The sequence below is a fragment of the uncultured Victivallis sp. genome (assembly GCA_944389935.1).
GTDB lineage: Bacteria > Verrucomicrobiota > Lentisphaeria > Victivallales > Victivallaceae > Victivallis.
Genome location: CALXOE010000019.1, coordinates 17,524 through 40,854 on the forward strand (window position 1 = coordinate 17,524; position 23,331 = coordinate 40,854).

The window sequence follows — 23,331 nt, forward strand, 5'->3', positions numbered from 1 at the left end:
CGGAGAGAGGTTTACTCTTCCGCCGCCGTTCCGGAGGTGCGGACAATTTCCGCCGCCTCGGCCATCGTGCGGCGGCAGTGAGCGGCCAGCGTCGTCACGTCCGAACCGAGATTGATGAAGCGGAATCCCGCCTGAATCAGTTCTGCGAGGTTGTCCATGTTTCCGACCGTCGCCGCAAACTTCCCATGCTTCCGGGCGGTTTCCGAGACGAGATTCCGGACGCGCTTCACCTCGGGATGGTTGATTTCGCCCGGAACTCCGATCGACTGGCTGAAGTCGGCCGGCCCGAAGAAAATCGCATCGATTCCCGGCACTGCGCAGATTTCGTCGAGTTCCGCAAGCGCCTCGTGGTCCTCGATCTGGATCATGACGAAACGGTTCTCGTTGACGAACCGGATATACTCCGCGAACGGCAGCAGCGTGAAGCAGCCGTCGGCGTTGCCTCCGTCGGCCGGTCGCCGGCCGATCGGATGAAACCGCGTGTTCCGGACGATCTGCCGTGCCTCATCGGCCGACATCACATGCGGGACCAGCAACCCGGAGGCATTCATTTCCAACGGTTTGATGAGATCGCTGTACGAGCCGCGCTCGACCCGGACCATCACATCCGCACCGCCCGCGCGCGCCGCGAGCACCTGACGTTCGAGCGTCAGCCAGTCGTTCGGAACGTGTTCGTTGCAGAGCCAGACGCAGTCGAATCCCGCCAGCGCCGCGATTTCCACCGTGCGCGGGCAGCTCAGATTGGTTTTGAACGAGAGGGCGGTTTCACCGTTCCGGAGTTTGTCCAGCACGCGGCTTCGAGTCAGATTCAGCATGATTGTTTCCCCTTGTTTCGGTTGTCGAAAGCGGTTTTGGTTTCGGCCAGATAGTGTTCAATGTGACTGCCGAGGAGCTGCTGCAGCTTCGCCGCATCTCCGGTCCGCAACGTCGCGAGAATCGCCCGGTGTTCGCGCCCGGCCCGTTCCCGCGAGAGTTCCGTGCGCGGCTCCGGACGCAGTTTCCGGAAGAAATCCACCACCAGCGGAATCAGGCCGTCGAAGAGCGAGTTCCCCGGCAGCCGCAGCAGTTCCGCATGAAATTCGCTGTCCAGCTCAATGCGTCGATCATTCACCACCGTGCGGTCGAGTTCCGCCGCAAGCTTCTCGAGGCGTGCGAGCCGCTCAGGTGTCGCACCCGCGATCATGAAGCGCGCCGCCCCGGTCTCGATGGCGTAGCGCAGTTCCGCGAGTTCCGGCAGAACCGCCTCCTGTGCCGACTCGAGAAACGGCAGGTAATTCCCGTACGGATTCTCCGGCAGCAGCCTGGCGACCGCCGCCCCAGTCTTCGGTGCCGAGGTGATGATTCCAAGTGTCCGGTAGTGCTGCAGCGCTTCGCGCAGAATGTTGCGGCTGACTCCGAGCTGTTCGGCCAGCTCCGTCTCCGGAGGAAGCCGCATCCCCTCTTCAAGTTTGTTCTCCCGGATATACCGCCCGATCATCGCCACTGCCGCATCGCAGGCGGTCTGTTTCTTCACCGAACCAATTTGCATGGAGCGCTCCTGTGAATCCATTTTTCTTTAATTGTAGTACAATACTACAAATTACCGGTTTTGCAAGGGGGGATTTGCGGAAAAAACGAAAAACCGGGAGAAAGCGCGCTGCTCTCTCCCGGTTTTCCGGTGTGTGCGGGGAGTTATTCCCACTCGATGGTCCCCGGCGGTTTCGCGGTGATGTCGTAGACGACGCGGTTGACGCCGTCGACTTCACGGACGATCCGTTCCATCATGGTCTCGAGCAGTTCCCACGGCAGACGGACGACCTGCGCGGTCACGGCGTCGACGCTGTTGATCGAACGGATCGCGATCACATAGTCGTAGGAGCGCTGCCCGTTTTTGATGCCGACGGTCTTGACCGGAACGAAGATCGCGAAAGTCTGCCAGGTCTTGTGATACCATCCGGCCTTGGTGAGCTCCTCCGTGACGATCGCGTCGGCTTCGCGCAGCATGTGCAGCGTATTGCGCTCGATCGGGCCGACGTGGCGCACGCCGAGCGACGGGCCCGGGAACGGATGGCGGTCGATCAGCTCCGACGGCAGTCCGAGCAGACGCCCGACCTGACGCACCTCGTCCTTGAAGAGCCGTTCGACCGGTTCGACGAGTTTGAACTTCATGTTCTTCGGCAGTCCGCCGACGTTGTGATGGCTCTTGATGACGCCGTTCGGATTCCCGTCGAGTGGAATGCTCTCAAGAATATCCGGATAGATCGTCCCCTGTCCGAGGAACGGGGCGTTGATCTTCGCGGCCGCTTCGGCGAAGACTTCGATGAACTCCCTGCCGATGATCTTGCGTTTCTGCTCCGGATCGCCGACGCCCTTGAGTTTGTCGAGAAAGCGGTCCGAGGCGTCGATGTAGCAGAGATTCATGTCGAAATTGCGCGCGAACACCTCCTGAACGAGTTCCGGCTCGTTCTTGCGCAGCAGCCCGTGATTCACGAATACGCAGGTGAGCTGTTTGCCGATCGCCTTGTGAATCAGCGCCGCGACGACCGAGGAGTCGACGCCGCCCGAGAGTCCGAGCACGACCTTCGCATCGCCGACCTGGCGACGGATGTCCGCAACGGCTTCGTCGATGAACTTCTCCATCGTCCAGCTGCCGGTGCAGCCGCACTGGCAGCAGAATGCGACGGCCGCATCGACGTCATTGGCACCGGCCCCGGAGGTGAGGTCGAGGATCGGCAGATTCAGCGCCTCAAATTTTTCGCGTGCGCCGGGCCGCTCCGGGGTGCCGGCGTCGGCACAGAGGATCAGCCCGACCGGCTTCTCTTCCATCACCCGTTCCGCCGGAACGGTGCAGGGCATGACCATCGTGTAGATGTGACGGTCACGGATCGCACGGGCGAACTTCTGGATGCCCTCACATCCGAAATTCACCAGCACGATGGTTTCTGGGGTTTGCTTCATGGTGTCTCCTTTTCGTTGCGGATCCAATGGCGAAATATAGCTCCTCTTCGCCGCAAAGGCAAGTCCCCGCGACCGGTTTCCGCTGCGGGAAATGAAATTATTCTCCCATCCGGGGACAGGCCGAGAGATGATCGGTCCCGGCCGGGCGCAGTTCGGGGCGCTCCGCGCGGCAGGCCGCCGTCGCGTGCGGACAGCGCGGCGCGAACGCACAGCCGGCCGGGAGATTCCCCGCATCGGCGACCTCGCCGGGATTCGGCGGCAGCGTCCGGCGGTCCGGATCCGGAATCGGCGCCGACCCGAGCAGCAGCCGCGTGTACGGGTGAAGCGGACGCTCGAACAGCTCCTCCGTCGGTGCGAGTTCGACAATCCGTCCCGCATACATCACCGCCACCCGGTCGCAGATGTGGCGCACCACCCCGAGATCGTGCGCGACGAAAATGTAGGACAGCCCCATCTCCCGCTTCAGGTCGTCGAGCAGATTGATGACCTGCGCCTGGACCGAGACGTCGAGCGCCGAGACCGCCTCGTCCGCCACCACGAATTTCGGATTCATCACGAGCGCCCGCGCGATGCCGATCCGCTGCCGCTGCCCGCCGGAAAATGCGTGCGGATACCGGGTCTTGTATTCCGGCCGGAGACCGACTTTCACGAGAATTTCATCGACGCGCTTCTCGAGCGCTTTCCCTCTCGCGAGTCCGTGGATCACGAGCGGTTCCGCGACGATCCCGCCGACCGTCATACGCGGATTCAGACTCGAGAACGGATCCTGGAAGATCATCTGTGCCGCACGCCGCAGCGGGACGAGTTCCCGCGCCGTAAGTTCCCCGAAGTCAATGTACCGCCCGTCCCCCTCCGGATCGAAGTAGGCGTGCCCCGAGGTGAAGTCGAGCGCCCGCAGGATCGTCCGCACGGTGGTCGATTTTCCGCACCCCGATTCTCCGACCAGTCCAAGCGTCTCGTTGCGCCGCAGATCGAACGAAACATGGTCGACCGCTTTCACGTCGCCGATCCGCCGCCGGATCAATCCCTGACTGCGGATCGGGAAGTATTTGCACAGATCCCGGACCGCCAGCAGCGGCGGATTCGCGGCGGATCCGTTGAAGTCGTTGATGTTGTAAATGTTCATGCCGTCTCCGCCCCGTCTTTCTTCTTCAGCAGTTCCGCCATCTCCTCCGCGCGGAAGCAGCAGAGTCGCCGCCCGTCGGAAGTCGTCTGCTCCGGCGGCGGTTCTCCGCGATCGCACAATCCCTTTTCCGCAAAGTCGCAGCGCGGATGGAACGGACACCCCTCCGGCAGATCGAAGAGTCCCGGAACCGTGCCGCGGATCGACGGCAGCCGCTCGCGACGGCCGTGCAGCCCCGGCAGCGACTCGAGCAGTCCCCGGGTGTACGGATGGCGCGGCGACTTGATGATCTCGCGCACGCTGCCCTGTTCGACGATCCGCCCGAGATACATCACCGCGACGAAATCCGCCACCTGCGCCACCACCGCCAGATCGTGCGTGATGAGCAGCACGCTGCTGCCGGTCTCGCGCTGCAGGCTCTGCATAAGCGCGAGCACCTGCGCCTGAATCGTCACGTCGAGCGCCGTGGTCGGCTCGTCCGCGATCAGCAGTTCCGGGGAACTCAGCATCGCCATGGCGATCACGATCCGCTGCCGCATGCCGCCGGAAAGTTCAAACGGATACTGTGCGTAACGCCGTTCGGGGGCGGGAATTCCGACCCGCCCGAGCATCTCGATCACGCGCGCTTTCGCTTCGGCTTTCGTCGGTTTCCCGTGCGTGAAAAGCACCTCTTCGAGCTGGTTGCCGATCGTGTGGACGGGGGAGAGCGCCGTCATCGGCTCCTGAAAGATCATCGAAATCCGGTTGCCGCGGATGTCGAAGAGTTTCGGATCGTTCTCCCGCAGAGCGGCGAGATCGACCGAACTGCCGTCAGCGCTGTGAAACAGAATCCGGCCGCCGGTGATCTTCCCGGGTTTGCGGATCAGCCGCAGCACGGAGTAGCTTGTGACGCTCTTGCCGCAGCCCGATTCGCCGACGAGCGCGAGCACCTTGCCGCGCGGAATTGCGAAGCGCACTTTGTTTACGGCCCGGGCCTCCCCCTCGTCGGAGAAGAAACTGACCTGCAGATCTTCGATTTCCAGTACGTTCGGATTCATGTTGTCCCGCCTATTTTGATGCGTAGGGGTCGGCCGCGTCGCGCAGCCCGTCCCCGAGGAAGTTGAAACAGAGCACCGCGAACACCAGCATGAGCACCGGCGCGAGCAGCCACGGATAATCGATCACCGCCTTGACGTTCATGCAGTCCTGCAGCATGACCCCCCAGCTCACAACCGGCGGGCGCAGTCCCAGCCCGAGGAACGAGAGACTCGTCTCTCCGAGGATCATCCCCGGCACGGTCAGCGTCAGCGTCACGATGATGTGACTCGCGAATGCCGGCAGCAGATGGCGGAAGAGAATGCGCGGGTGACTCGCCCCGAGCAGCCGCGCCGCAACTGCGTAATCCTCTTCGCGCAGGCTCAGAATCTTGCCGCGCACGACCCGCGCAAGTCCCGTCCACGAGAGCAGACTCAATGTCACGGTGATCGCGAAGTAGGTCTCCAGCGGTCCCCAGTCCGACGGAACCGCCGCAGCGAGCGCGAGCCACATCGGCAGCTGCGGGAACGAGTTGATGATCTCGATCACGCGCTGGATCGCCGTATCGACCGCTCCGCCGCAGTACCCCGAAATCCCGCCGATCACCACGCCGAAGAGGAACGAGAGAAACACGCCGACCAGCCCGACCGAGAGCGAGATCGTCGACCCCTGGACGATCCGGCTCCAGATGTCGCAGCCGAACTTGTCCGCTCCGGCCAGAAAATAGACGTAACGCGCCTCATCGCCGGGCCGGAAATCGGGAATCCGCTCCGGATCGACTCCGAAAAAGTGACGTTCCGACGGGATGATCCCCCAGAGCCGGTACGGTTTCCCTTTCACGAAGAACCCCAGCGGGGCGTCGTTCTCCGGCGCGTCGACGTACCGGCTGTTCAGCGTGACCGGGTCGACGGCGCGCTTGAGTCCTCTGGCGTAAAGCCCTTTCTCCCAGTTGAACCCGAGCTTCTGCGGCGGGCAGTAGATGTAGTCGAGATTCCGCTCGTATTTGCCGTAAGGCGCGAAGAACGGCGAAAAAATCGCCATGACGTAGAGCCCCGCCAGCAGGAAACCCGCCGCAACCGCGAGCTTGTGTTTGCGGAACTTCAGCAGCGTGAGCTGCCGCTGATTCAGCATATCGTAGGTCAGCGCCGGACGGCGCGCAAAGAGTCGGAACGTCATCTGGTTTTCCCTCCCTCAAGCCGGATGCGCGGATCGACCATCATCAGCAGCAGGTCGCTCACGAGCGTCCCGAATACGCCGAGCAGGCTCAAGACCATCAGCATGGAACCGGCCATGTTCATATCCTGGCTGAAAAGCGCCGTGAGCATCAGCGGCCCGACCGTCGGCAGGCTCATCACGATCGCTACGATCGAACTGCCCGAAACCAGCGCCGGAAAGAGCGTCCCGATTCCGGAGATGAACGGATTGAGCGCGATCCGGACCGGATATTTGAAGAGCAGTTTCAGCGGCCGCACTCCTTTCGCGCGGGCGGTGGTGACATACGGTTTGCGCAGTTCGTCGAGCAGGTTCGCTCGCATGACCCGGATCATCCCGGCCGTGCCGGAGATCCCGACCACGACGATCGGCACCCAGATGTGGCAGCAGAGATCCGCGACCTTGCCCCAGCTCCATTCCGGCTGGATCGCGTACTCCGGCGAAAAGAGCCCCGAGATCCCCGTCAGCGCCATCAGAATCAGTGCCAGCAGAAACCCCGGAATGCACATCCCGAGAAATCCGAGTACGGAGATGATGTAATCCCCCGCCGAATATTGCCGGCAGGCCGAATAGATCCCGATCGGCAGCGCGAGACTCCAGGTCAGCAGCACCGTCCCGAGCGAGATGAGCACCGTCAGCAGAATCCGGTCCCCGACCATCGTGTTCACGCTTTTGGAGGTCTCCATCGAGTAACCCATCTCCCCCTGGAGCAGCCCCTTGTCTTTCGGATCGAACGTGAGAAAGTAGTGGAATCCCATCCAGCGGCAGTACCGTTTCCAGGCCGGATCGTCGAAGTGGAAGAGCGCGCGCAGGTCGTCGATCTGAGTGGCGATCTGTTCCGGTGACGCGCCGGACTCCTCAAGCTGCATGATCCGGTTGCTGAGGTAATCCCCCGGCGGCAGCTGGATGATCGTGAAAACGCAGACCGAGATCACCAGCAGCGTCGGAATCATAATGACCAGACGCCGCAGCACGAACGGGTGTTTCAGGATCAGCAGCACGACCGCAAGTCCCGCGATCGCCAGCCCGAAGAGCTGCATGAGACGCCCGACTGCCGAAACCGGCACCCCCGAGACCGGAGGAATCTCGTCGGGTTCCGTGAGCTGCAGGAACGTGTCGGCGTCGGCCACGTGCGACGGTTCGCGGAAGAAATAGGTCTCCGGGGCGGTGTTGCCCGGGGTCAGGAAACAGTATCCCTCGACCGCTTTTTCGGGTACGCCGAGCATGTTGTTCGAGACGACCACGAGTTTCGGCGGCGCGGAAGCGAGATTGATCGTCCAGATGTTTTCGGCCGCGATGTCGGTGATTTCGCGCATGAGTTCTTTCCGTCGTGCCGGATCCGTCGTGCGGATCGCCTGTTCATAGCACTCGATTGCGCGGTGCATCGGACTCGTCGGCGGAACCGGGATACTGCCGGGATTCTCCGCCTCTTTCGCTCCGTACATCCCGTTCAGTGAAAACCAGTTGCCCCATCCGATCGCATACGCGGACTCGTTCGTGGTCGCAACGAAACTGCGCGGCGAGAGCAGCGGAACGATCTCCGATTCGCTCGACCAGATGTAGAAGTCGAAGTTGCGCGACGACTTCCGCACCGTCAGCAGCGGCCGCGAACACTGCTGGTAGAGGCAGCGGATTCCGACCCGCGCCCAGTCGTCGGCCACAAACTGCGCCGGACCGATCCCGGTGAAATCCGTGAAGATCATATAGAACGTGAGCGGTTTCCCCTGCGGGTCGCAGCGGTATCCGTCCCTGCGCAGCGTCGGGTCGAGACCGAGCCGCCGCCAGACCGCGTCGAGTTTGCGGTTCGCCTCGTCCGGATCGAACTGCGTGAACGCATTCCGCAGTTTCTCCGAGGGATATTCGGAGTAGGGACCCGGATCGACCTGATACGGTTCGGCCAGTCCGGAATAAAACGCCTCGATCACCTGTTTCCGGTCGAGCGCGACCGACAGAGCCTGGCGGAACTCCCGGTCCGAAAAGAGCTCCGCCTTGAATCCGGACTGTCCGTCGTCCGGAGTCACTGCGCGGTTCACATTCGGGTAGATCAGCCATTCGCTGCGGGTGCCGGGAATCCAGCAGTTCACCCGGAATCCGTTCGCTTTCGAGCGCTCCATGAATTCCGTGTAGTTTTCAAAGCGGATGTAGCGGAACTGCATGTCCGCGCGGCCGCTCGACACCGCCAGCGGCAGCATCTGCGCATCGACGAAATCGATCTGCAGACGGTCGATGTACGGAAGTTGATTGCCCTGTTCGTCCACCGCGAAATAGTAGGGATTCCGCACGAATGAGACCGGCGACATGGTCGTGTAACGGCGCAGCACCCAGGGCGACAGCGTCGGCAGTGCCGGATTCATGTTCTGCATGAAACTGTAAAGCGATCGCGCGTTCGGCATGTTGTACTTCTTCATCTCGGCCGCGAGAAACGCCGGGTCGCCGTGATCGGGATGGTACTTCCTGAGATAATGGCGCGGGGCGAACACCGTCTGCGTCGCGAGCGTTTCGAGAAAATCCGCGCGCGGCTCCGGGAACGTCCAGCGCACCTTGTGTGTTCCGAGTTTTTCGAGCGTCGCGGGTTTGCCGCCGACGGTGAAGTGTTTGTAGACCCGGCCGCCGCCGAGGGATTTCGAGAGCATCATGTCGTTCCAGAAGTAGAGCACGTCGTCGGCGGTGAACGGCTCGCCGTCGCTCCAGCGGATGTCGCGCAGCTCGATCTCCCAGACCCGGCCGCCCTCTTTCTCCTCATACCCTTTGGCAATGTGCGGCACGATCGGGTAGCCGGCCGGGCCGAAGCGGAAGAGCCGGTCATAGAAGATCCGGTTGGTCGCGGCCATCGTGTCCGAACCGGATCCCGGGACGAACTGCACCCAGACTCCGCCGTAGTTGCCGACGCCGCCGGCGCCGCGCATCACGACCGGTTCCGGACCGGTCCGTTCGGCCACGGACGGCAGATCGACTTCATCGAGAATGGGGCTCTGTCCGCGCGGATACCAGGCCGGCAGTTTCCCGGCGCGGATCTGCTGCTCGATCCCGGCAGCGGTTGCGTCGGGGGAAATGCGGTGGAATTCGGCCGCGCTCCGGCGTTCGCTCTCCGGAATCTCCTGCGCGACGCGGCGTTCGACTCCGTCGAGATTTTCCGGCAGACGCCGCGCGCGCTCGGCGGCGGCGATTTCCGTGGGATCGTGCCGTTCGAGACTTTCCGGAGACGTATCGGGCGTCACGAGAAAGGAGAAGAAGAGCGTCACTCCGTAAAGCACAGCCAGCGCCGCGGCGACTCCGAGCAGGAGTTTCCACTTCGGGACGGGCCGGATGATCTTCTTTTCTCTCATATCAGCGCTGCAGTTTCTCCCGCAGGACGAACGGATCGGACAGACCCGATTCGAGCAGGGTTTCAAATGTGACGAAATTGACGTCGAGCATCTGCTCGAACGAGAGGTTGTTCCAGACCGTGCACTCGAGCGTCAGAGCGAGCGCTCCCGAGGCGAGTGAAAAGAGATTGTTCAGATTCACCTGTTTTCCCGGCGGGAAGCCGACGCCCGGATCCGGCCGCAAACCCGCCCGGAAGAGCGCGGTGTTGACCGCATCGCTGGCGCGCTGCCCGCGCTCGACGTGCGTGCGGTAGTTGAATTCCGACGGCGCAAGCAGCGCGGGCGCTCCCTCGCAGGAGTGGGCGTTCAGCACGAAGTCCACGCTGTACCGTTCGACGAGTCGCAGCAGCGCTTTCGCCTCGGCGGTGCGGATGTGGCCGGGGCAGGCGTCGTGCATGATGTTGAATCCATCCGCATTCGGATAGCCGCCCGGATAGGCGACCCGGTCGAGCGGCAGCGGAAAATACTCCTTGCTGCCGAGCCAGCCGATCAGCGATCCGTCGAGCCAGACCCCCTGCGAAACCCGCCGGAACTCCTCATACGGAACTCCATGCAGATGATCCGGCGAAATCGAGCGGCCGTCCATGTTCACACACGGCACGACGATGAGCCGGTAGTGCTGCAGAAGTTCGCAGAGTTTGTCGTGCTTTCTCCCGAGCAGGTCGTGTCCATGTTCGAGCAGCTCGATGAGATTCACGGCGAAAGCCACGCTTTCGGCTTCCGCACCGTGGATTCCCGCGCACCAGACCACCGTCGGCGGCAGACCCGCCCGGCGGAAGTAGCTTGAATTGCTCGTCGAAGAGGAGCCGGCGGACCAGTTCGTCTGCGGCGCCGGTTCACTGAAGTCTCCGTAGAATACCGCGTGAACCGGATAATTTCCCGGCGTCGTAGCGATGACTTCGTCGCGTCCGCGCTTGACCGATTCGCACGCGGCGGTGATTTCGCCGGGGCGGACCAGCCACCAGTCGGGGCGCGGTTCCGCATTCCGGACGACCCAGGGGGCGAATTTCGGTTTTTCCAGTTGTTTGACAGTGGCGATCATTTTCTGGCTCCTCCCGGAACGGTCCGGTATTCAGCTTCGATTTCCAGCTCTTCTCCCGCCTTGACCGGCAGTTTCACCGTCATGGGCTTGTCATGCCAGACTTTGGCGGGAGTCGCCAGAAGCGGTTTCCCGTTTACGTTCAATTTGGTAAATTCCACGTAATATATCACTCGTTTTCCCTCTTTGCGAATATCCGGTCCGCGCAGCAGAAACCGCACGACCCCATCGTTTTCGGCTTTCAGCTTGCACCGGCCGGCAGTGGGTTCCGGGGCCGCGGCGAACTGCATGACGCTGCCGCGACCCTGTGCGAACCAGCGCGGCTGTTCCCAGGCGACGACGTCGCCTTTTTCCGCGAGATTCACTTTCCCTGCGCTGTTCAGCGCGTCGATCCGCGCGAACTCTTCCGGGGAAACATGCCGTTTTTGCGCGCTGCCCGGCTTCTCCTGTTCGACGACCGGAGTCGGTTTCAAAAGCGGCTGATCGACCAGGACTTTCCCTTTCTCGCGGATCGTGATGTGCCCGCCGATCATGCCCTCACGGTTGAACCGCACGACACACTCGCGCCCGTCGGCGGTCGTGAATGCGGCGCCGTCCTCGTTCTCTGTACGGATGAGCCGGGTTTCGACCATCTCCGGAACTTCCTTGTCCGCCGCCTGCAATACGGTCAGAAAGCGGCACTTCTCCGTCGCGTCGGCGGGCGAGAGCTCGAGCCGGTAGCGTCCGAGCCAGTTCGGCTTCGAGAACGCCTGCTCGTGGTTGCGGATCTCCCAGTTCCGGCCGTTGCTCCAGAACTCCCTGCCGGGGCCGCCGATCACTTCGGCTTTTCCGTTTTCCGGCAGGAGCGTCCGGAGGAAGAGCGCCCCTCCGCCCGCTTCCCCGCGCCAGAGACCGGGGGCGAGTTCAACGGGCTCGTTCTGCGTGTGCAATAGAAAACTCTTTGTCTGATCCGGTTTCACGGAGGTCACGCGGTCGTAGATCACGAAATAGTCGGGCGCGACGTAGACGAACTGACGGACCGCCTCGCGGCACTTTTCGGGCGCGTAGCAGCGGGTCGCGTCGCCGGCGGTCACGGCGTGATAGGCGCTTTTTTCAAATCCGAGCGGCCGGGCGACGCCCATGCGGCTCTGACCGCCGTCGTTGAACACCTTTTCCGTGATGGCGGGCGCATTGCGCGGATACCAGTAGCCCGGCAGCGGTTCGTTCTCCGCCCGAATGAGGATCGTATTGTGCGCGACGCTCTGCGGATAGTAGACTTTGTGGTGTTTCGCCGAGCCGCGGGTGCCGCTGTCGAGCGCCTGAAATCCTTTTTTATAGAGGATGAAGCTGTTCTCGTCGTAGTGCTGGTGCTGGGTGAACTGCGCCCCCGCCTTGATTGCGGCATGGGTGTCGTTCTCCGTCGCGCCGGAGCGGACGACCATGAGTCCGAAAGTCGGAAAGTAGGCGGCAATATCGCCGCCGAGAACCTGTTCCGGAGATTCGGTATTCTTCTCCGCCGGATCGAATCCGGTCAGGATGAAAGAGCAGTACGGGTATTTCCGCAGCGCGAGGATCTTCCGGATGTGCGGCGGAATCTGTTCCATGATCGCGCGCGCCTGTTTCGCGCGTTCCGGCATGGATTTCCCGTAGAAGTGGATCGCCTGCGCGAGGTGCGTGTACATCATCCAGCTCGCGAGTTTGTTCGTCTCATGGAATGCGTCGCCCCAGCCGAAGTCGAGAAACCCGTCTTTTGTCGCGCTGTCCGGAATCGCCGCCCAGTTGAACCAGTTGCCGTAGTCGCGCATCTGCGTCCAGTGCTGCGTCCCGTCGATTCCCGCCGCGCTCTTGAGCGTGTGCAGGAAGTTGTAACTCGCCCACGGATATTCGCCGAAGCTGTAGCCGGTGCAGATCGAGGTGAGCAGTCCGCTGCCGCCGGAGATCCTGTCGCGCAGATCCATCATCGCGACGTTGAGTTCATACCCGTTTTTGAGCAGCTTTGCGGCGAGTTCGTCGTCGATGCCGTCACCGTAAGTCGCGAGTCCGGCGTAGTATTGCAGTCCGGGTTCGCCGTAGTTGCCGGACCCGGGACCGCCGCCGTTGCGCATGTAACCCGGATTCTGCATGTGCTCGACGTGCTTGAGCATCGGAGCGGCGAACGCCTCGCGTTCCTCGGGCGTGAGCTCATCATAAAGCCAGTCATAGGTGATGAATCCAGCCATGCGGGAGTTGTTGTACCACTCGGGCAGAATCCGGTAGCGGTCGCACCAGGCGGTGAACTCCACGAGCATCCGCAGGAACTGCCGGGCGCGGTCGAAGTAGGTGCGGTCTCCGGTCGCGAGATAGAGAATCGCGCTCTCGAGCGCTTCAACGCCGCCGGTGGTTTTGACGGCGTAGTTCCCGGCGTTCTGATCGTTCAGGATTTTTTTGAAGACGAGTTTCCCGTCTTTGACTTCGGCGACGTCGGTCTTGAATTCGAGCCGCGGCTCGGCCGGGAATGCGTCGATGCGCTGCTTCATCTCGTCGAGCAGCGGCTTGCAGACGGTATTTGCGCGTTCGCGGAACGCGGGGAGCGTCTCTTTTGTGAGGAACATGCGCGGATGATCCTCGCGGAGTTTCCCCGTGAACTCCTCAAACGTTGGCGCCGCTGCGAGAACCCCGCAGACGAGCGCGGAAGCGATGGTCAGTTGCAGTTTCATATTTGTCATCTTTCCAGTCCAGTTCAGTCGATGGTCGAGCCGAGCGAACTGTTATATCCCGCGCCGAGAGCGTAGGTGGTGTCCATATCCCGGTTTTGTCCGCCTGAATTGGTGAGGGTATTGCGGGGATCTTTCGGAACAGCTTTGAGTTCATTGAAAGTGTGGGATTCGACATGCCCGTCGGCGTAGACGAAGTTGCCGCGGCTGCCGGCCGGCGGTACCCGAGTTGGATTGCCGTCCATGTTGATGCGCGGATCTCCTCCATGGCGATAACTGGCAAAATAGATGGAATTGAACTGAAACACCTCGCAGCGGGAGTTGTCCCCCATCGAGAGCGCTTGTGACGGCGCATGCACTGCTGAAAGTTTGCGGAATTTCCCGCCACTGCCGCCCGTGAAATAACCGGCATGATAAAACGAGTTGACGCCGTAGTGCGACCCCTTGTAGGCGCTTTCGACGGTTTTGATGGTCTGTGAGGAGTCCGACGAGAAAGGCCGCGCCTCGCCGGGACAGACGAACGAACCTTTCGTCACGTTCGTCCCGTACCAGGTGATGCCGCCGTATCCCCGGTTGCTCGGTTTGCCGCCCGTATCGGTCTTGGAGTGGCCGGAGAGGTTCTGGATGAAAGTGAGCCCTTTCATATTCCCGGGCAGAATGTACTCCTGATTGTCGTTCGAGTACATGATCGAGGCAAGCCCGAGCTGCTTGAGCTGGTTCATGCATCCCGACGCTTTGGCGGTGGAACGCGCCCGATTCAGCGCCGGCAGCAGCATCGAAGCGAGGATCGCGATGATCGCAATTACAACGAGGAGCTCGATAAGCGTAAATGCCGCCTTTCCCGTCGCAGAGCCGTTGGCTTTGACCGTTGCGTGGTCGTGGGAGGCAGGGGGCGTGTCCGCCGCCCCCCGCACCCCCTGCGTCCGGCAAGGTGCCGGTGCCGCGTACGGGGCGGAGCCGGATGTGGCTGCGGTCGGCCGGTGCGGGGAGAAAGAGCCGCAAAAACACGAAGCAATCTTCCCGCTTTTCTGCGGAAAGATTGCTTCGCGTTTTTGCTCCACTTCGCCGCTTGCCGAGCGGAGACTCTGTTGCGCGGCGATGATCGGCCGATTGGTTGTTTGATGGAGGGTTGGTACGGGGAGAGACGCGCTCTTACGAGCCGCTTTCTCTCCCCCGAACCCCTCTCTTGACTGCCGGGTGCACGTAAGAGGAGAATGGTATACTTGATACGTTTTCATGACGAGGAGCTCGATCAAGGTAAGGGTTCGTCTCATCTTTCCATTCCTTCCTGTTGAGGGTTGCAGGTTTCTGATTAACTCCTATATAGGAGTATACCAGAAAAAGAGTCGTTTGTCAATAGCGGAAGCGATAATTTTTTAAAAAAAATCATTTTGCCGGCATGGAAACTCCGTTACAGGAGTGGTATAATATAGCAGGGAAAGGAGCGCTGTCATGCGGATGGATCGGAAACTCTGGGAACAGCTCCCCGTCTACCGGCGGCTGGAGAACGAGGTGAAGCGGTATATCGCCGTGCATCACCTGAAGCGGCACGATCGTCTTCCCTCGGAGTCGCAGCTGGCCGCCGAGTACGGCGCGAGCATCGGCACTGTCCGCAAGGCGCTGAACAACCTCGTCGCCGAACACATCATCTACCGCCGCCACGGGCAGGGGACGTTCGTTTCGCCGCGCAGCCGCAAGGGGCGGATTCTCATTGTACCGGGCGGTCCCGGGATCGTGAAATCGCTGACCGATGACTATTTCAGTTTTCTTTTCGGCGCGCTTGACGAGGCGAATACGGCGGATCTGCCGTGCGAACCGGCTCTCGTCGACTATGACGACTTCTTCCGCAATCTCGACGACGTGAAGATGATCTACCCGGAGACCGTCGGCGTGATCTTCTTCCGCGGCCATGAGAACCTTGTGAAAGCGCAGTCGTCGCTGGCGCGGCAGGAGCTGCCGATCCTCTTTTACGGTCCGAACATCTACGAGGAGAAACCGTTGCACTATTCGGCCGTCTACAGCAATGAATCAGCCGTGGCCGCTTTGCTGGCGGATTACTATGTTTCGCGCGGATTTCGCCGCGTGCTTTTGCTGCGTGAGGAAATGCCGATCACCAGAACCCGGAGGCGGTTGCTCGGGGTGGAGCTGTCGTTGCGAAACCTCGAATGGGAGGAGGCGGAGTGGGAGGAACTCCAGCTGAATCCGGAATCGTTGCGAAAGATGGTGGGGCGGTTCGATGTGATCAGCTGCGGGCGCGCCGAGAAGGCGATCGAGGTGATCCAGATGCTGGAGCGGGATCTCGGATTGCGTGTGCCGGATTCTGTCGCGGTTGCCGGCATCGACAACACGGCTCCCGCCTGGGCGTTGCGCCCGCGGCTGACGGTCGTCGACCTCTGCAACGCGGAGAACGGCCGACTCTGCATCCGCAAATTCAGTGAACTTGTGACGGGAAACGGGCGCAATTTCCATCTCGACGGCAAACTCGAACTCATCGCCCGCGAAAGCTGCTGACCCGGCTATCCCGGAAGAAGAGGGCACAAAAAAACTCCGCACGTTTCCATGCGGAGCGGAGAGAAGCCGATCAGGGGAGGAGTTCCCCCGGTTTATTTGTTGACGAATTCAAATTTTACTTTGTCTTTGCCCGTGCCGTTCACGGTGCAGAATGTGGTTTCTCCGGTCTGTTTGAAGAGGAGGAGTTCTTTGTTCAGCGGGAGAAGCATCGGCGGCACGTCGAGATGCTGCACGGAAACGAGACCGTCTTCTCCATTCTGCACGAAGAGAACAAAAAATCCGGCTTTGACCATATCCGGGTTCGGAGTCTCTTCGATTTTAACGAGATACCGGTAGCCTCTGCCCGACTGGCAGACGACGGAGCCGAAACTGTCGGTATTCATCACGAATTCCGGTACTGTCGACTGTTTCTGGAGTTCCACGCTCCCCCGATCGCCGGCTTTCACCAGGACGCGGGGCAGCGTGACGGGAGTTCCTGACTCCGAAACTGCTGTCGCCGAGACGATATATCCCGGTTTGGGATCGGATACTTTTTCAATTTTGACGATGCTTCCGGAGAGGGCTCCCGCGTTGTGGGCGGCACATCCGCCGACCAACAGCCCCATTGCTCCGATGATGACGGCACTCAGAAACAGTCTCATGATTTCCTCCGTTCGGTTACGAATTTTCGCGGAACAACCGCCGTTAAGAACGTAAGTTCCAATATAGCATAGATGTCCCGGATTGCAAATTTCCCGGAAACAATCCGCCCCCCGACAGCCCGAATAACTTAAAATTTACTTAAAAATAATTTGTAAGTTTATTTTCAGTATCTATTGACATTTGCTTGAGAATCAAGTATAATTTATACTGAAAAAATAAAAAAATGAGTTTAACATTTGGGAAAATAGAGAAATGGCAACACAGAGAAAACCCCGGAATTTGAATGATCTGGCCCGGCAGGCCAATGTGACCGCCGCAACCGTTTCCATGGCGTTGCGGGATTCGCCGCAGGTTTCGGTGCAGGTTCGGGAGAAGATCCGTCAGCTGGCCGCGGAGCAGGGGTTTACGCCCCGCGCCTACAACCGCCGCCCCCGGACGGAACGGCCGGTTCGGAAACAGGCGCACCTCGGACCGGTGGCGCTGCTGCTCTCGCAGGAGGGCAGCGGGAACAATCCGCTCTGGGGAATCCGCGAGGACCCGATCCTCGGTCCGGTTCTCCCGGTGATACTTGAGCGGTTCAACCGTTACGGCATTGATTATGCCTGCCTGGCTCCGGCCGAAGCGAAAGAGAACCCCGCATTGCTCAACGCCTACAACGGCGTTCTCTACCACAACGATCTCAAGGGCTGGACGCTGCCGGAGCAGGTCCCCGCGGTCCAGATTTTCGGCTGGGAGCGGATGCTGCCGCGCCAGGACCGGATCACGGCCAACGATGATCTGGTTGCGGAACTCGCGACCTCTCATCTGACCCGGAGCGGTGTGAAACGGGCCGTGATCATCTGGCGCGAGGATATGGTGCAGATTCCCGACCACCCGCGCATTGTGCGCTTCATTCAGCGGATGAAAGAGGCGGGAGTCCCGGTGACGCCGATGCCGTTTTCCCGCGAGGACAGCGGTGTCACGTCCCGTTTTCAGAAATTTCTCGAAAGCGGAGACGACCGGGTCGGTTTCTTCGCATTCAACGCCCTCTGCGGCGTGAAGCTGTACAGCACGCTCGACGGACTCGGACTCTGGGAAAAATACAGCCGGGAACAGGTCGTGATATGTGACAAATCATTGATGCTCAGTAATTTTTATCCACATCCGGCCGTGATCGATCTCGATTTGCCTGCGATGGCGGCGAAAGCGGTGGAGCTGCTGGTCTGGCGGCTCGCCAATCCCGATCTGCCCGGATCGCTGCTGCTGCAGGCTCCGCGGTTGATCGAGCCGGGATGCTGAACCAGCAGAGGGAAAAAAAAGGTTTCGTCATGAGAGTTCTCCGGAGACGTCTGCTTTTCACGGTTTTGCCGGTCGTCCTTGTGCTTGTCCTGCGCGCGGGCGGTGAACCGCCTGCAACCTCCATCCGCTTTTCCGGTTATCTGGGGCAGAGCGAACCCGGCAAACCGCTCGACTTCATCGGTGTGAATGGGTTGGCCGGAACAAAACGCGGCTGCTTCTTCTGGTATGCCTCGAAATTCTATCGCCTCGAGACGCCGGAGAAAATCCGCATGCTGTTCCGACAGGAGGGAGGCTGCCGGCAGCTGCTCAGCGATGGTGCCGATCTCTGGCTGGAGCGCCCCGATGGGAAACTCCTGAAGCTGAACCGGAGCGGTACGGCATTCGAGCCGTTTGCCGACCCCGGTGCTCCGCAGGGGCAGCCCGCGTTCGTCCCCGCGCACCTGGAGCGTTCCGGCTGGGGAAAACGGTTGAAACTCGCCGTCATCCGGGAGAATGCGGTGATCGGATACGATGTCGCCGGCAGAAGTGTCGGAAAGGTCCTGGATCTGCCGGAAGCCGGCAGCTTCAATGCGCTCGGGTTTCTGCCGGAGAGCGGGGAGCTGCTGGCGTCGACCGCGTATCCAGACTGCCGGATCTTCCGATTCCGGGCGGATGGAACACCTTTCGCATGGGCATTGCGGCGCCACTTGTTCACGATGATTCCGGCGGGACGGGCACTGTTCGGCGCCGATACGCACCTGCAGCAGATTCCGGAGGATTTCCGCACGAATTCGACCCGTCCGCTGACCCGGCGTGACGACATGTTCATCTTCGGCGTCGCTCCGATGCCGGGCGGCGGATATTACGTGGGAACTTCGCAGGGGATTCTGCGGTATCCGGAGGGGGCCGCCCTGCCGGACGCCCGGATCGGCGGCTTCCCCGGCTGTCGGGCGCTGGCGGTCAACGACGACGGTGTTCTGCTTGCCCTCTCATCAGCCGAGCGCGGAACTGTTTTTGCACTGGATGCGGGCGGAGAGTCAGATACGCCGTTTCTGAGTTCTTCCAACACCACTTCCGTGGGATTGTGGAACTCCCGCCGGTACCGGAATGGCGAGGCGCTCGCCGTGACTGCCGCGGGCGGTACGTTTTACCTGCTGAACCGCAGCAGAGAGCGCGTGGAGTTGTGGCGTTTCACCCCGGCGGACGGCCCCGCTCCCGGCGATGCGTGGAAGAAACTGCCGGATCCCCCGGCGGAAAGTATGGCGGTCGCCGCCTGGAATCGCGAGCTCTTCGTGCTCGCCGCCGGCCGCGTCTGGCAACTTGAGGGAGGCAAATTTGTACCCTTTCCCACCGATATTCCCGTCCGGCATCTGGCGGCGGCCGAGTCAGGGCTCTGCATCGCGGGGGAGGATCGTCTGATTTTCCTCAGAGCCGACATTCGCACCGGGACGTTTTCGCCGTACCGGGAAATCCCCGTCGCGAACGTAACTGCCGTGGCGGCCGAGGGGGATCGGATTCTGATTTCAAAGCCCGGTGCTCTGGAACTCTATTCGGCGGAGGACGGCAGTCTTGAAGCGCGCCTCTCCGTTTCCGACTATGCCGGCGGTCCGGTCGCTTTGTGCGGCAACTGGTTGTGGACGGCCGATGCCGCGAAGATGGCAATCGCCCGCTTCCGGGTGGAAAGGAGTGTCCGCTGATGAAATCCGCAATCCTGATTTTGACCGTCGCTGCGCTCTGTCTGACGGCGCGTGGCGTCTCTCTGAGCGCCGGCTGCGATGCGCGTCACGGCATCTATTTCCCGGGGCAGCGCGTCACGCTGATTTTCACCGCTCGTGAGCTCAGGCAGCCGCTGGAATTTTCCCTGCGGATCACCGATGAGTTCGACCGCGAACTGCACTCCGAGAGCCGCCCGGTCGAGCCGGATGCCGATGGGAACTGGCGCGTCTCGATCGAAGCACCCGCGCCGCGTCTCGGTTTTTACCGGGTCTACCCGAAACTCTCCGACGGTACGACGATTCCTGCCGTTTCGAGCCGTCCGGCGGGCTGCCTCACTTATGCGGTGATCGTCGATCCGGCCCGCAGACACCAGTATCCGCAGGAACGCTCGTTTTTCGGGCTGGTGGGGAATTCGGAGGATTTCTCTTTCCTGCCGATGCTGGGGATCAGCTGGAGTCAGGACGGGCGTCTGCCGGTCGGAGGACGCATCTGGTTTCTCCGGGAGCCGTCCGGTCCGGGCAAGCCCGGACAGACCCCGCCGCCCCCTCCGCCGGTCAATCCGGTGATCTCCATGAAGACTCCCGCCGGTGAGCTGCGCTGGAAACCTTACGGCTATTTTGATCTCGCCTACATGCCGCAGTGGATGCGCACGCCCGTTTATCATCGAGACGCTCCCGCTGCAGGGGAAAAGAAACGTTTTCTGAACGGTCCCTTCACTCCTGCCGGAGAGCGGGAATTCCGGCGGATCTGCCGCGAAGTCGCCGCCGCCCGCGCCGCGCTCACCCCGGCGGGGGAACGCAACTTCTACGAGTTCGGCTGGGAGCCGCATTATCCGTGGAACTGGACCGGTACGCCCGATGACATCGTGACCCGTTGCCGGATTGGAGCAGAGGAAGTGCGCGCGGCCGATCCGCACGCTTTTATCCTCGGACCGAACGGGGCCGGGCTTACGGCGGAGTATCTCCAGTATTACCGCGACCTCTTCGCGCGCGGCATCGGAGAATTCATCGACGGCATCTCGATCCATCCCTATCCCAAAGGGTATCCGCCCGAGAGTCGGAATATGGCCGAACTGATCCGGCTGTTGAAAGAGCTCAGCCGCAACAGCATCGGTCGCGAACTGCCGATCTATGCACTTGAACTCGGGTTTCTGTTTCCCGGGGATGCGGCGGGCGACCTCAAGCAGATGCGCGGTTTTCTGCGCAGCAATTTGATCCTGCTGGGGGAGGGAGTCCGAATCAACTATAACTTCATCCTCACGAATACCGGAGTGGAGATGGATTACAGCATGATTCACAACCTCGACCCGAAATTGCCCTGGGTGGCGCCCGCGTCGACACCGCGCGCCGTCATTCCGGCGCTCTCGGCACTGACCTGGTATCTGGAGGGAAGTCGGAGCGCGGGTTCGGTCGACGGACTCGGACTTACCGGAGCGGGATACGCCTATGAGCGCGACAGTCGGGTGACGCTGGCGGTGTGGGACTTCAGCGGAGATCCCCGCGAAGTCGAGATCCCGGTGGGACGGACGAGCCTCGTCGTCGCCGACCACATGGGCAACGAGCGTACGCTTCCGGCACCGGATGGAGTTCTGAAGCTCACATTGACCGAGGATGTCCAATATCTTCTCGACGTGTCTCCGGAGTTGTGGGGCAGCCGGGCGTTCCGGTTTCTCGACGTGGAAACGGCTTCCGGTTGTGCCGGGGAGTTTCTGGAAATATCCGGAACGGTGAAAGCGGATTCAAAACCGTTGTCCGGCGTATTGAAACTGAGCTGCGGCCCCGAACTCGGAAGTCACGGCAGCGAACTGCCGCTCAATCTCGCGCCGGGTGGAGAGTCGCCCTTCCGGTTCCGGCTTCCGGTACCGCGTGAAACCGAGCCCGGAGAGTATGAACTGAAACTCCGTCTGGAGTCAGCCGGGCGTCTCCGGTACGCGCTGAGTCCCCGGATTCGTATTGTGTCTCCGGTACGGCTGGAACAGATTGTCCCGGTTGTGTCGGAGGAGGGACGGTGTGCCTGGCGTCTGCGGCTTCATGAGTCGGCCGGCCGAGACTTTTCCGGAGAGATCTCCCTGCGTTTTCCCGGCATACCGGAATCCCGGATGACGCGGAATTTCGAGCTCGCCGCGGGAGACTCTTGTGAACTCATATTCTCCCGGCGCGATCTCGACTGGAATCCGCTGCGGGCACGCAAGGCGGAGATCTCCATTCTCGGGCGGAACGGTTGGCGCTCGATGACGGAGGTGTCGCTCTCGACATTTGCGATATCCCGTCTGCCCGGGAGTTCCAATGAGGCGTGGAGGCAGATCCAGCAGTATCCCGTTTCCGGCCTGAAGTCGGTCGTCGCTTCGCCGTCGGGTTACCGGGGGCGCGGAGACATTTCCGGAGAGGTCGGAGCGGCCTGGGATGAGCGGTATCTCTACTTGCGTTTTGTCGTCCGGGACGATGTGTTCTGTCAGCCTTACAACGGTATTGAGACGTGGCAGGGGGATTGTGTTCAGGTCGCATTTGCCGCCCGTGAGGTCGAGGGGTCGGCCAACCGGCTTGCGCACACCCGGCAGCTCGGATATTCAGAGTATACGCTGGCGCTCACTCCGCGCGGTCCGGAACTTTACCGAACCATCACGTTCGACGGGATCCGCTTCCCCAAAGCGCTGGCCGATTCGGATGTATTCCCGCTGAAAATTCGACGGCATTCGTCTGCCACGGGCGAGACGATCGAATATTGGGCGGCATTCCCGTGGGAGGCTCTGCCGGTAAAGCCGCAACCCGGCGCGCGGCTCGGCTGGAGTTTTACCATCAATGATCGGGATGCGGCAAATGTTTCGCCGCTCAACTGCACCCGTCTCGGTGCATTCGAGTTGAAAGAGCCCGCGCAGTTCGGCACATTGGTGCTTGATCCGCGCTATCCGGAACAGTCAGTGAAGTAAAAAGATCCTTTTCAAAAAACTTGTCATAACAGGAGGAACAGAGATGAAACGTCGTTTTACCATGTCTGGAATGCCGGTATTCCGGCCACTTGCTCACGCAGAACACGCTTGTTTGTCCTATTCGGCATTGTGCCGGGGGACGGAGGAAACGCCCCCCGCCTCCCGCAACCATGCGACGGTCAAGGCAGTATTTACGCTCATAGAGCTCCTCGTTGTAATTGCGATCATCGCGATTCTCGCCTCGATGCTGCTTCCGGCGTTGAGCTCCTCCCGGGCTCGCGCGCAGCAGATTCAGTGCGCGAGCAACATGAAACAGCTGGGATATTGCTATTTACAGTATGCGCTTGACAACGATGATATCCTCTGCATTGCCCAGTATACGAAAGATGCGGGGTACAACATGCGTGGGTTCAAATACGAGGACGATGTGTTCTGGACCTGGATCATGCGGGATTATCTGAACATCGAAGCGCGCGGCGGTGACGGTCACGCGGAGGGAACCCGTTATTCGCAGCTTTCGTTGAACGATCGCAGTGGATTTTTGAAATGTCCTGCCAACAAACAGGCGCTGCTGTTTTTGTTCGGATATTTTGAATACAGCATGATGCAGTATTGCGTGGGCGGTCGCGGCAGTGATTCGCCCAACAAGATCCAGCAGATTCGGAATCCGTCGAGTCGGATCTTTTTCGCGGAAGGGTATGAGAAGAACAATTCCGGTAATTTCGGCGACGGATTGTCCAGTCTCGGCAACTGTAATTTCGACGACTGGGCGTGGTATCGCCACCGGTCTGCGGTGAATGCCATCTTCGGGGACGGGCATGTCGAACTCTTCACGAGTGCCCGCTATCTGAGCGAATACAACGTTACCGGCGGCTGGGGGAAGAGCACCGTCATCGGAACCACCTGGCGCTGAGTTC

At 61.0% G+C, this 23,331-nt stretch carries 16 protein-coding genes; 5 read left to right on the forward strand and 11 right to left on the reverse strand.

The features are described from left to right. Positions 1-11 precede the first annotated feature (11 nt). The 10 genes from Q0J85_RS07565 to Q0J85_RS07610 all read right to left on the reverse strand — a co-directional run bounded on the left by Q0J85_RS07565 (position 12) and on the right by Q0J85_RS07610 (position 14,636). A complete protein-coding gene (locus tag Q0J85_RS07565) occupies positions 12-815 on the reverse strand; it encodes an aldolase/citrate lyase family protein (RefSeq protein ID WP_294479881.1) in 804 nt (267 codons plus the stop codon). Next, positions 809-1,528: a FadR/GntR family transcriptional regulator gene (locus Q0J85_RS07570; RefSeq protein ID WP_294479883.1), complete on the reverse strand. Its 720-nt coding sequence runs from the start codon at positions 1,526-1,528 to the stop codon at positions 809-811. Before Q0J85_RS07570 ends, Q0J85_RS07565 begins: the two co-directional genes overlap by 7 nt. A gap of 143 nt (positions 1,529-1,671) precedes the next feature. Beyond that, positions 1,672-2,937, reverse strand: coding sequence for a glutamine-hydrolyzing GMP synthase (guaA, locus tag Q0J85_RS07575; RefSeq protein WP_294479887.1), 1,266 nt, complete (start codon positions 2,935-2,937; stop codon positions 1,672-1,674). A 97-nt stretch (positions 2,938-3,034) separates the two neighbouring features. Further along, positions 3,035-4,063 (reverse strand): ABC transporter ATP-binding protein, encoded by a 1,029-nt coding sequence (locus Q0J85_RS07580; protein ID WP_294479889.1) that lies wholly within the window; start codon positions 4,061-4,063, stop codon positions 3,035-3,037. Continuing rightward, positions 4,060-5,097 carry an ABC transporter ATP-binding protein gene (locus tag Q0J85_RS07585; RefSeq protein WP_294479894.1) on the reverse strand — a complete coding sequence of 346 codons (1,038 nt, stop codon included), beginning with the start codon at positions 5,095-5,097 and terminating at the stop codon, positions 4,060-4,062. Before Q0J85_RS07585 ends, Q0J85_RS07580 begins: the two co-directional genes overlap by 4 nt. A gap of 10 nt (positions 5,098-5,107) precedes the next feature. Beyond that, complete coding sequence (locus tag Q0J85_RS07590) at positions 5,108-6,250, reverse strand: ABC transporter permease (RefSeq protein WP_294479896.1); 1,143 nt, start codon at positions 6,248-6,250, stop codon at positions 5,108-5,110. Next, positions 6,247-9,612 carry an ABC transporter substrate-binding protein gene (locus tag Q0J85_RS07595; protein ID WP_294479897.1) on the reverse strand — a complete coding sequence of 1,122 codons (3,366 nt, stop codon included), beginning with the start codon at positions 9,610-9,612 and terminating at the stop codon, positions 6,247-6,249. Before Q0J85_RS07595 ends, Q0J85_RS07590 begins: the two co-directional genes overlap by 4 nt. A 1-nt stretch (position 9,613) precedes the next feature. Beyond that, positions 9,614-10,693 (reverse strand): M14 family zinc carboxypeptidase, encoded by a 1,080-nt coding sequence (locus Q0J85_RS07600; RefSeq protein ID WP_294479899.1) that lies wholly within the window; start codon positions 10,691-10,693, stop codon positions 9,614-9,616. Further along, a complete protein-coding gene (locus Q0J85_RS07605; protein WP_294479901.1) occupies positions 10,690-13,365 on the reverse strand; it encodes a heparinase II/III family protein in 2,676 nt (891 codons plus the stop codon). Before Q0J85_RS07605 ends, Q0J85_RS07600 begins: the two co-directional genes overlap by 4 nt. Positions 13,366-13,388: 23 nt before the next feature. Then, positions 13,389-14,636 carry a type II secretion system protein gene (locus Q0J85_RS07610; RefSeq protein WP_294479905.1) on the reverse strand — a complete coding sequence of 416 codons (1,248 nt, stop codon included), beginning with the start codon at positions 14,634-14,636 and terminating at the stop codon, positions 13,389-13,391. Between the two features lie 178 nt (positions 14,637-14,814). Here Q0J85_RS07610 and Q0J85_RS07615 point away from each other — a divergent pair, with 178 nt between their 5' ends. Beyond that, a complete protein-coding gene (locus Q0J85_RS07615) occupies positions 14,815-15,873 on the forward strand; it encodes a GntR family transcriptional regulator (protein ID WP_294479907.1) in 1,059 nt (352 codons plus the stop codon). Positions 15,874-15,965: 92 nt separating this feature from the next. Here the strand turns inward: Q0J85_RS07615 and Q0J85_RS07620 are convergent, their stop codons facing one another. Beyond that, positions 15,966-16,514 carry a hypothetical protein gene (locus Q0J85_RS07620; RefSeq protein WP_294479910.1) on the reverse strand — a complete coding sequence of 183 codons (549 nt, stop codon included), beginning with the start codon at positions 16,512-16,514 and terminating at the stop codon, positions 15,966-15,968. Positions 16,515-16,767: 253 nt separating this feature from the next. On the opposite strand from Q0J85_RS07620, the gene Q0J85_RS07625 reads away from it, so the two are divergent. From Q0J85_RS07625 to Q0J85_RS07640, 4 genes are read left to right on the forward strand one after another with little or no spacing between them, the layout of a single operon-like run. Next, positions 16,768-17,793 (forward strand): LacI family DNA-binding transcriptional regulator, encoded by a 1,026-nt coding sequence (locus Q0J85_RS07625; protein ID WP_294479913.1) that lies wholly within the window; start codon positions 16,768-16,770, stop codon positions 17,791-17,793. Between the two features lie 29 nt (positions 17,794-17,822). Next, positions 17,823-19,469, forward strand: a complete 1,647-nt coding sequence (locus Q0J85_RS07630) for a hypothetical protein (RefSeq protein ID WP_294479917.1) — start codon at positions 17,823-17,825, stop codon at positions 19,467-19,469. Beyond that, positions 19,469-22,414, forward strand: coding sequence for a sugar-binding protein (locus Q0J85_RS07635; protein WP_294479919.1), 2,946 nt, complete (start codon positions 19,469-19,471; stop codon positions 22,412-22,414). Before Q0J85_RS07630 ends, Q0J85_RS07635 begins: the two co-directional genes overlap by 1 nt. Before the next feature lie 43 nt (positions 22,415-22,457). Continuing rightward, on the forward strand, positions 22,458-23,327 hold the full coding sequence (locus Q0J85_RS07640) for a type II secretion system protein (RefSeq protein ID WP_294479922.1): 870 nt from the start codon (positions 22,458-22,460) through the stop codon (positions 23,325-23,327). Positions 23,328-23,331 lie beyond the last annotated feature (4 nt).

What these genes read in the sequence shown, in the direction of transcription:
- Q0J85_RS07565 (WP_294479881.1), bottom strand. Translation starts at nt 815, where the DNA reads ATGCTGAATCTGACTCGAAGCCGCGTGCTGGACAAACTCCGGAACGGT.
- Q0J85_RS07570 (WP_294479883.1), bottom strand. Translation starts at nt 1,528, where the DNA reads ATGCAAATTGGTTCGGTGAAGAAACAGACCGCCTGCGATGCGGCAGTG.
- guaA (WP_294479887.1), bottom strand. Translation starts at nt 2,937, where the DNA reads ATGAAGCAAACCCCAGAAACCATCGTGCTGGTGAATTTCGGATGTGAG.
- Q0J85_RS07580 (WP_294479889.1), bottom strand. Translation starts at nt 4,063, where the DNA reads ATGAACATTTACAACATCAACGACTTCAACGGATCCGCCGCGAATCCG.
- Q0J85_RS07585 (WP_294479894.1), bottom strand. Translation starts at nt 5,097, where the DNA reads ATGAATCCGAACGTACTGGAAATCGAAGATCTGCAGGTCAGTTTCTTC.
- Q0J85_RS07590 (WP_294479896.1), bottom strand. Translation starts at nt 6,250, where the DNA reads ATGACGTTCCGACTCTTTGCGCGCCGTCCGGCGCTGACCTACGATATG.
- Q0J85_RS07595 (WP_294479897.1), bottom strand. Translation starts at nt 9,612, where the DNA reads ATGAGAGAAAAGAAGATCATCCGGCCCGTCCCGAAGTGGAAACTCCTG.
- Q0J85_RS07600 (WP_294479899.1), bottom strand. Translation starts at nt 10,693, where the DNA reads ATGATCGCCACTGTCAAACAACTGGAAAAACCGAAATTCGCCCCCTGG.
- Q0J85_RS07605 (WP_294479901.1), bottom strand. Translation starts at nt 13,365, where the DNA reads ATGAAACTGCAACTGACCATCGCTTCCGCGCTCGTCTGCGGGGTTCTC.
- Q0J85_RS07610 (WP_294479905.1), bottom strand. Translation starts at nt 14,636, where the DNA reads ATGAGACGAACCCTTACCTTGATCGAGCTCCTCGTCATGAAAACGTAT.
- Q0J85_RS07615 (WP_294479907.1), top strand. Translation starts at nt 14,815, where the DNA reads ATGCGGATGGATCGGAAACTCTGGGAACAGCTCCCCGTCTACCGGCGG.
- Q0J85_RS07620 (WP_294479910.1), bottom strand. Translation starts at nt 16,514, where the DNA reads ATGAGACTGTTTCTGAGTGCCGTCATCATCGGAGCAATGGGGCTGTTG.
- Q0J85_RS07625 (WP_294479913.1), top strand. Translation starts at nt 16,768, where the DNA reads ATGGCAACACAGAGAAAACCCCGGAATTTGAATGATCTGGCCCGGCAG.
- Q0J85_RS07630 (WP_294479917.1), top strand. Translation starts at nt 17,823, where the DNA reads ATGAGAGTTCTCCGGAGACGTCTGCTTTTCACGGTTTTGCCGGTCGTC.
- Q0J85_RS07635 (WP_294479919.1), top strand. Translation starts at nt 19,469, where the DNA reads ATGAAATCCGCAATCCTGATTTTGACCGTCGCTGCGCTCTGTCTGACG.
- Q0J85_RS07640 (WP_294479922.1), top strand. Translation starts at nt 22,458, where the DNA reads ATGAAACGTCGTTTTACCATGTCTGGAATGCCGGTATTCCGGCCACTT.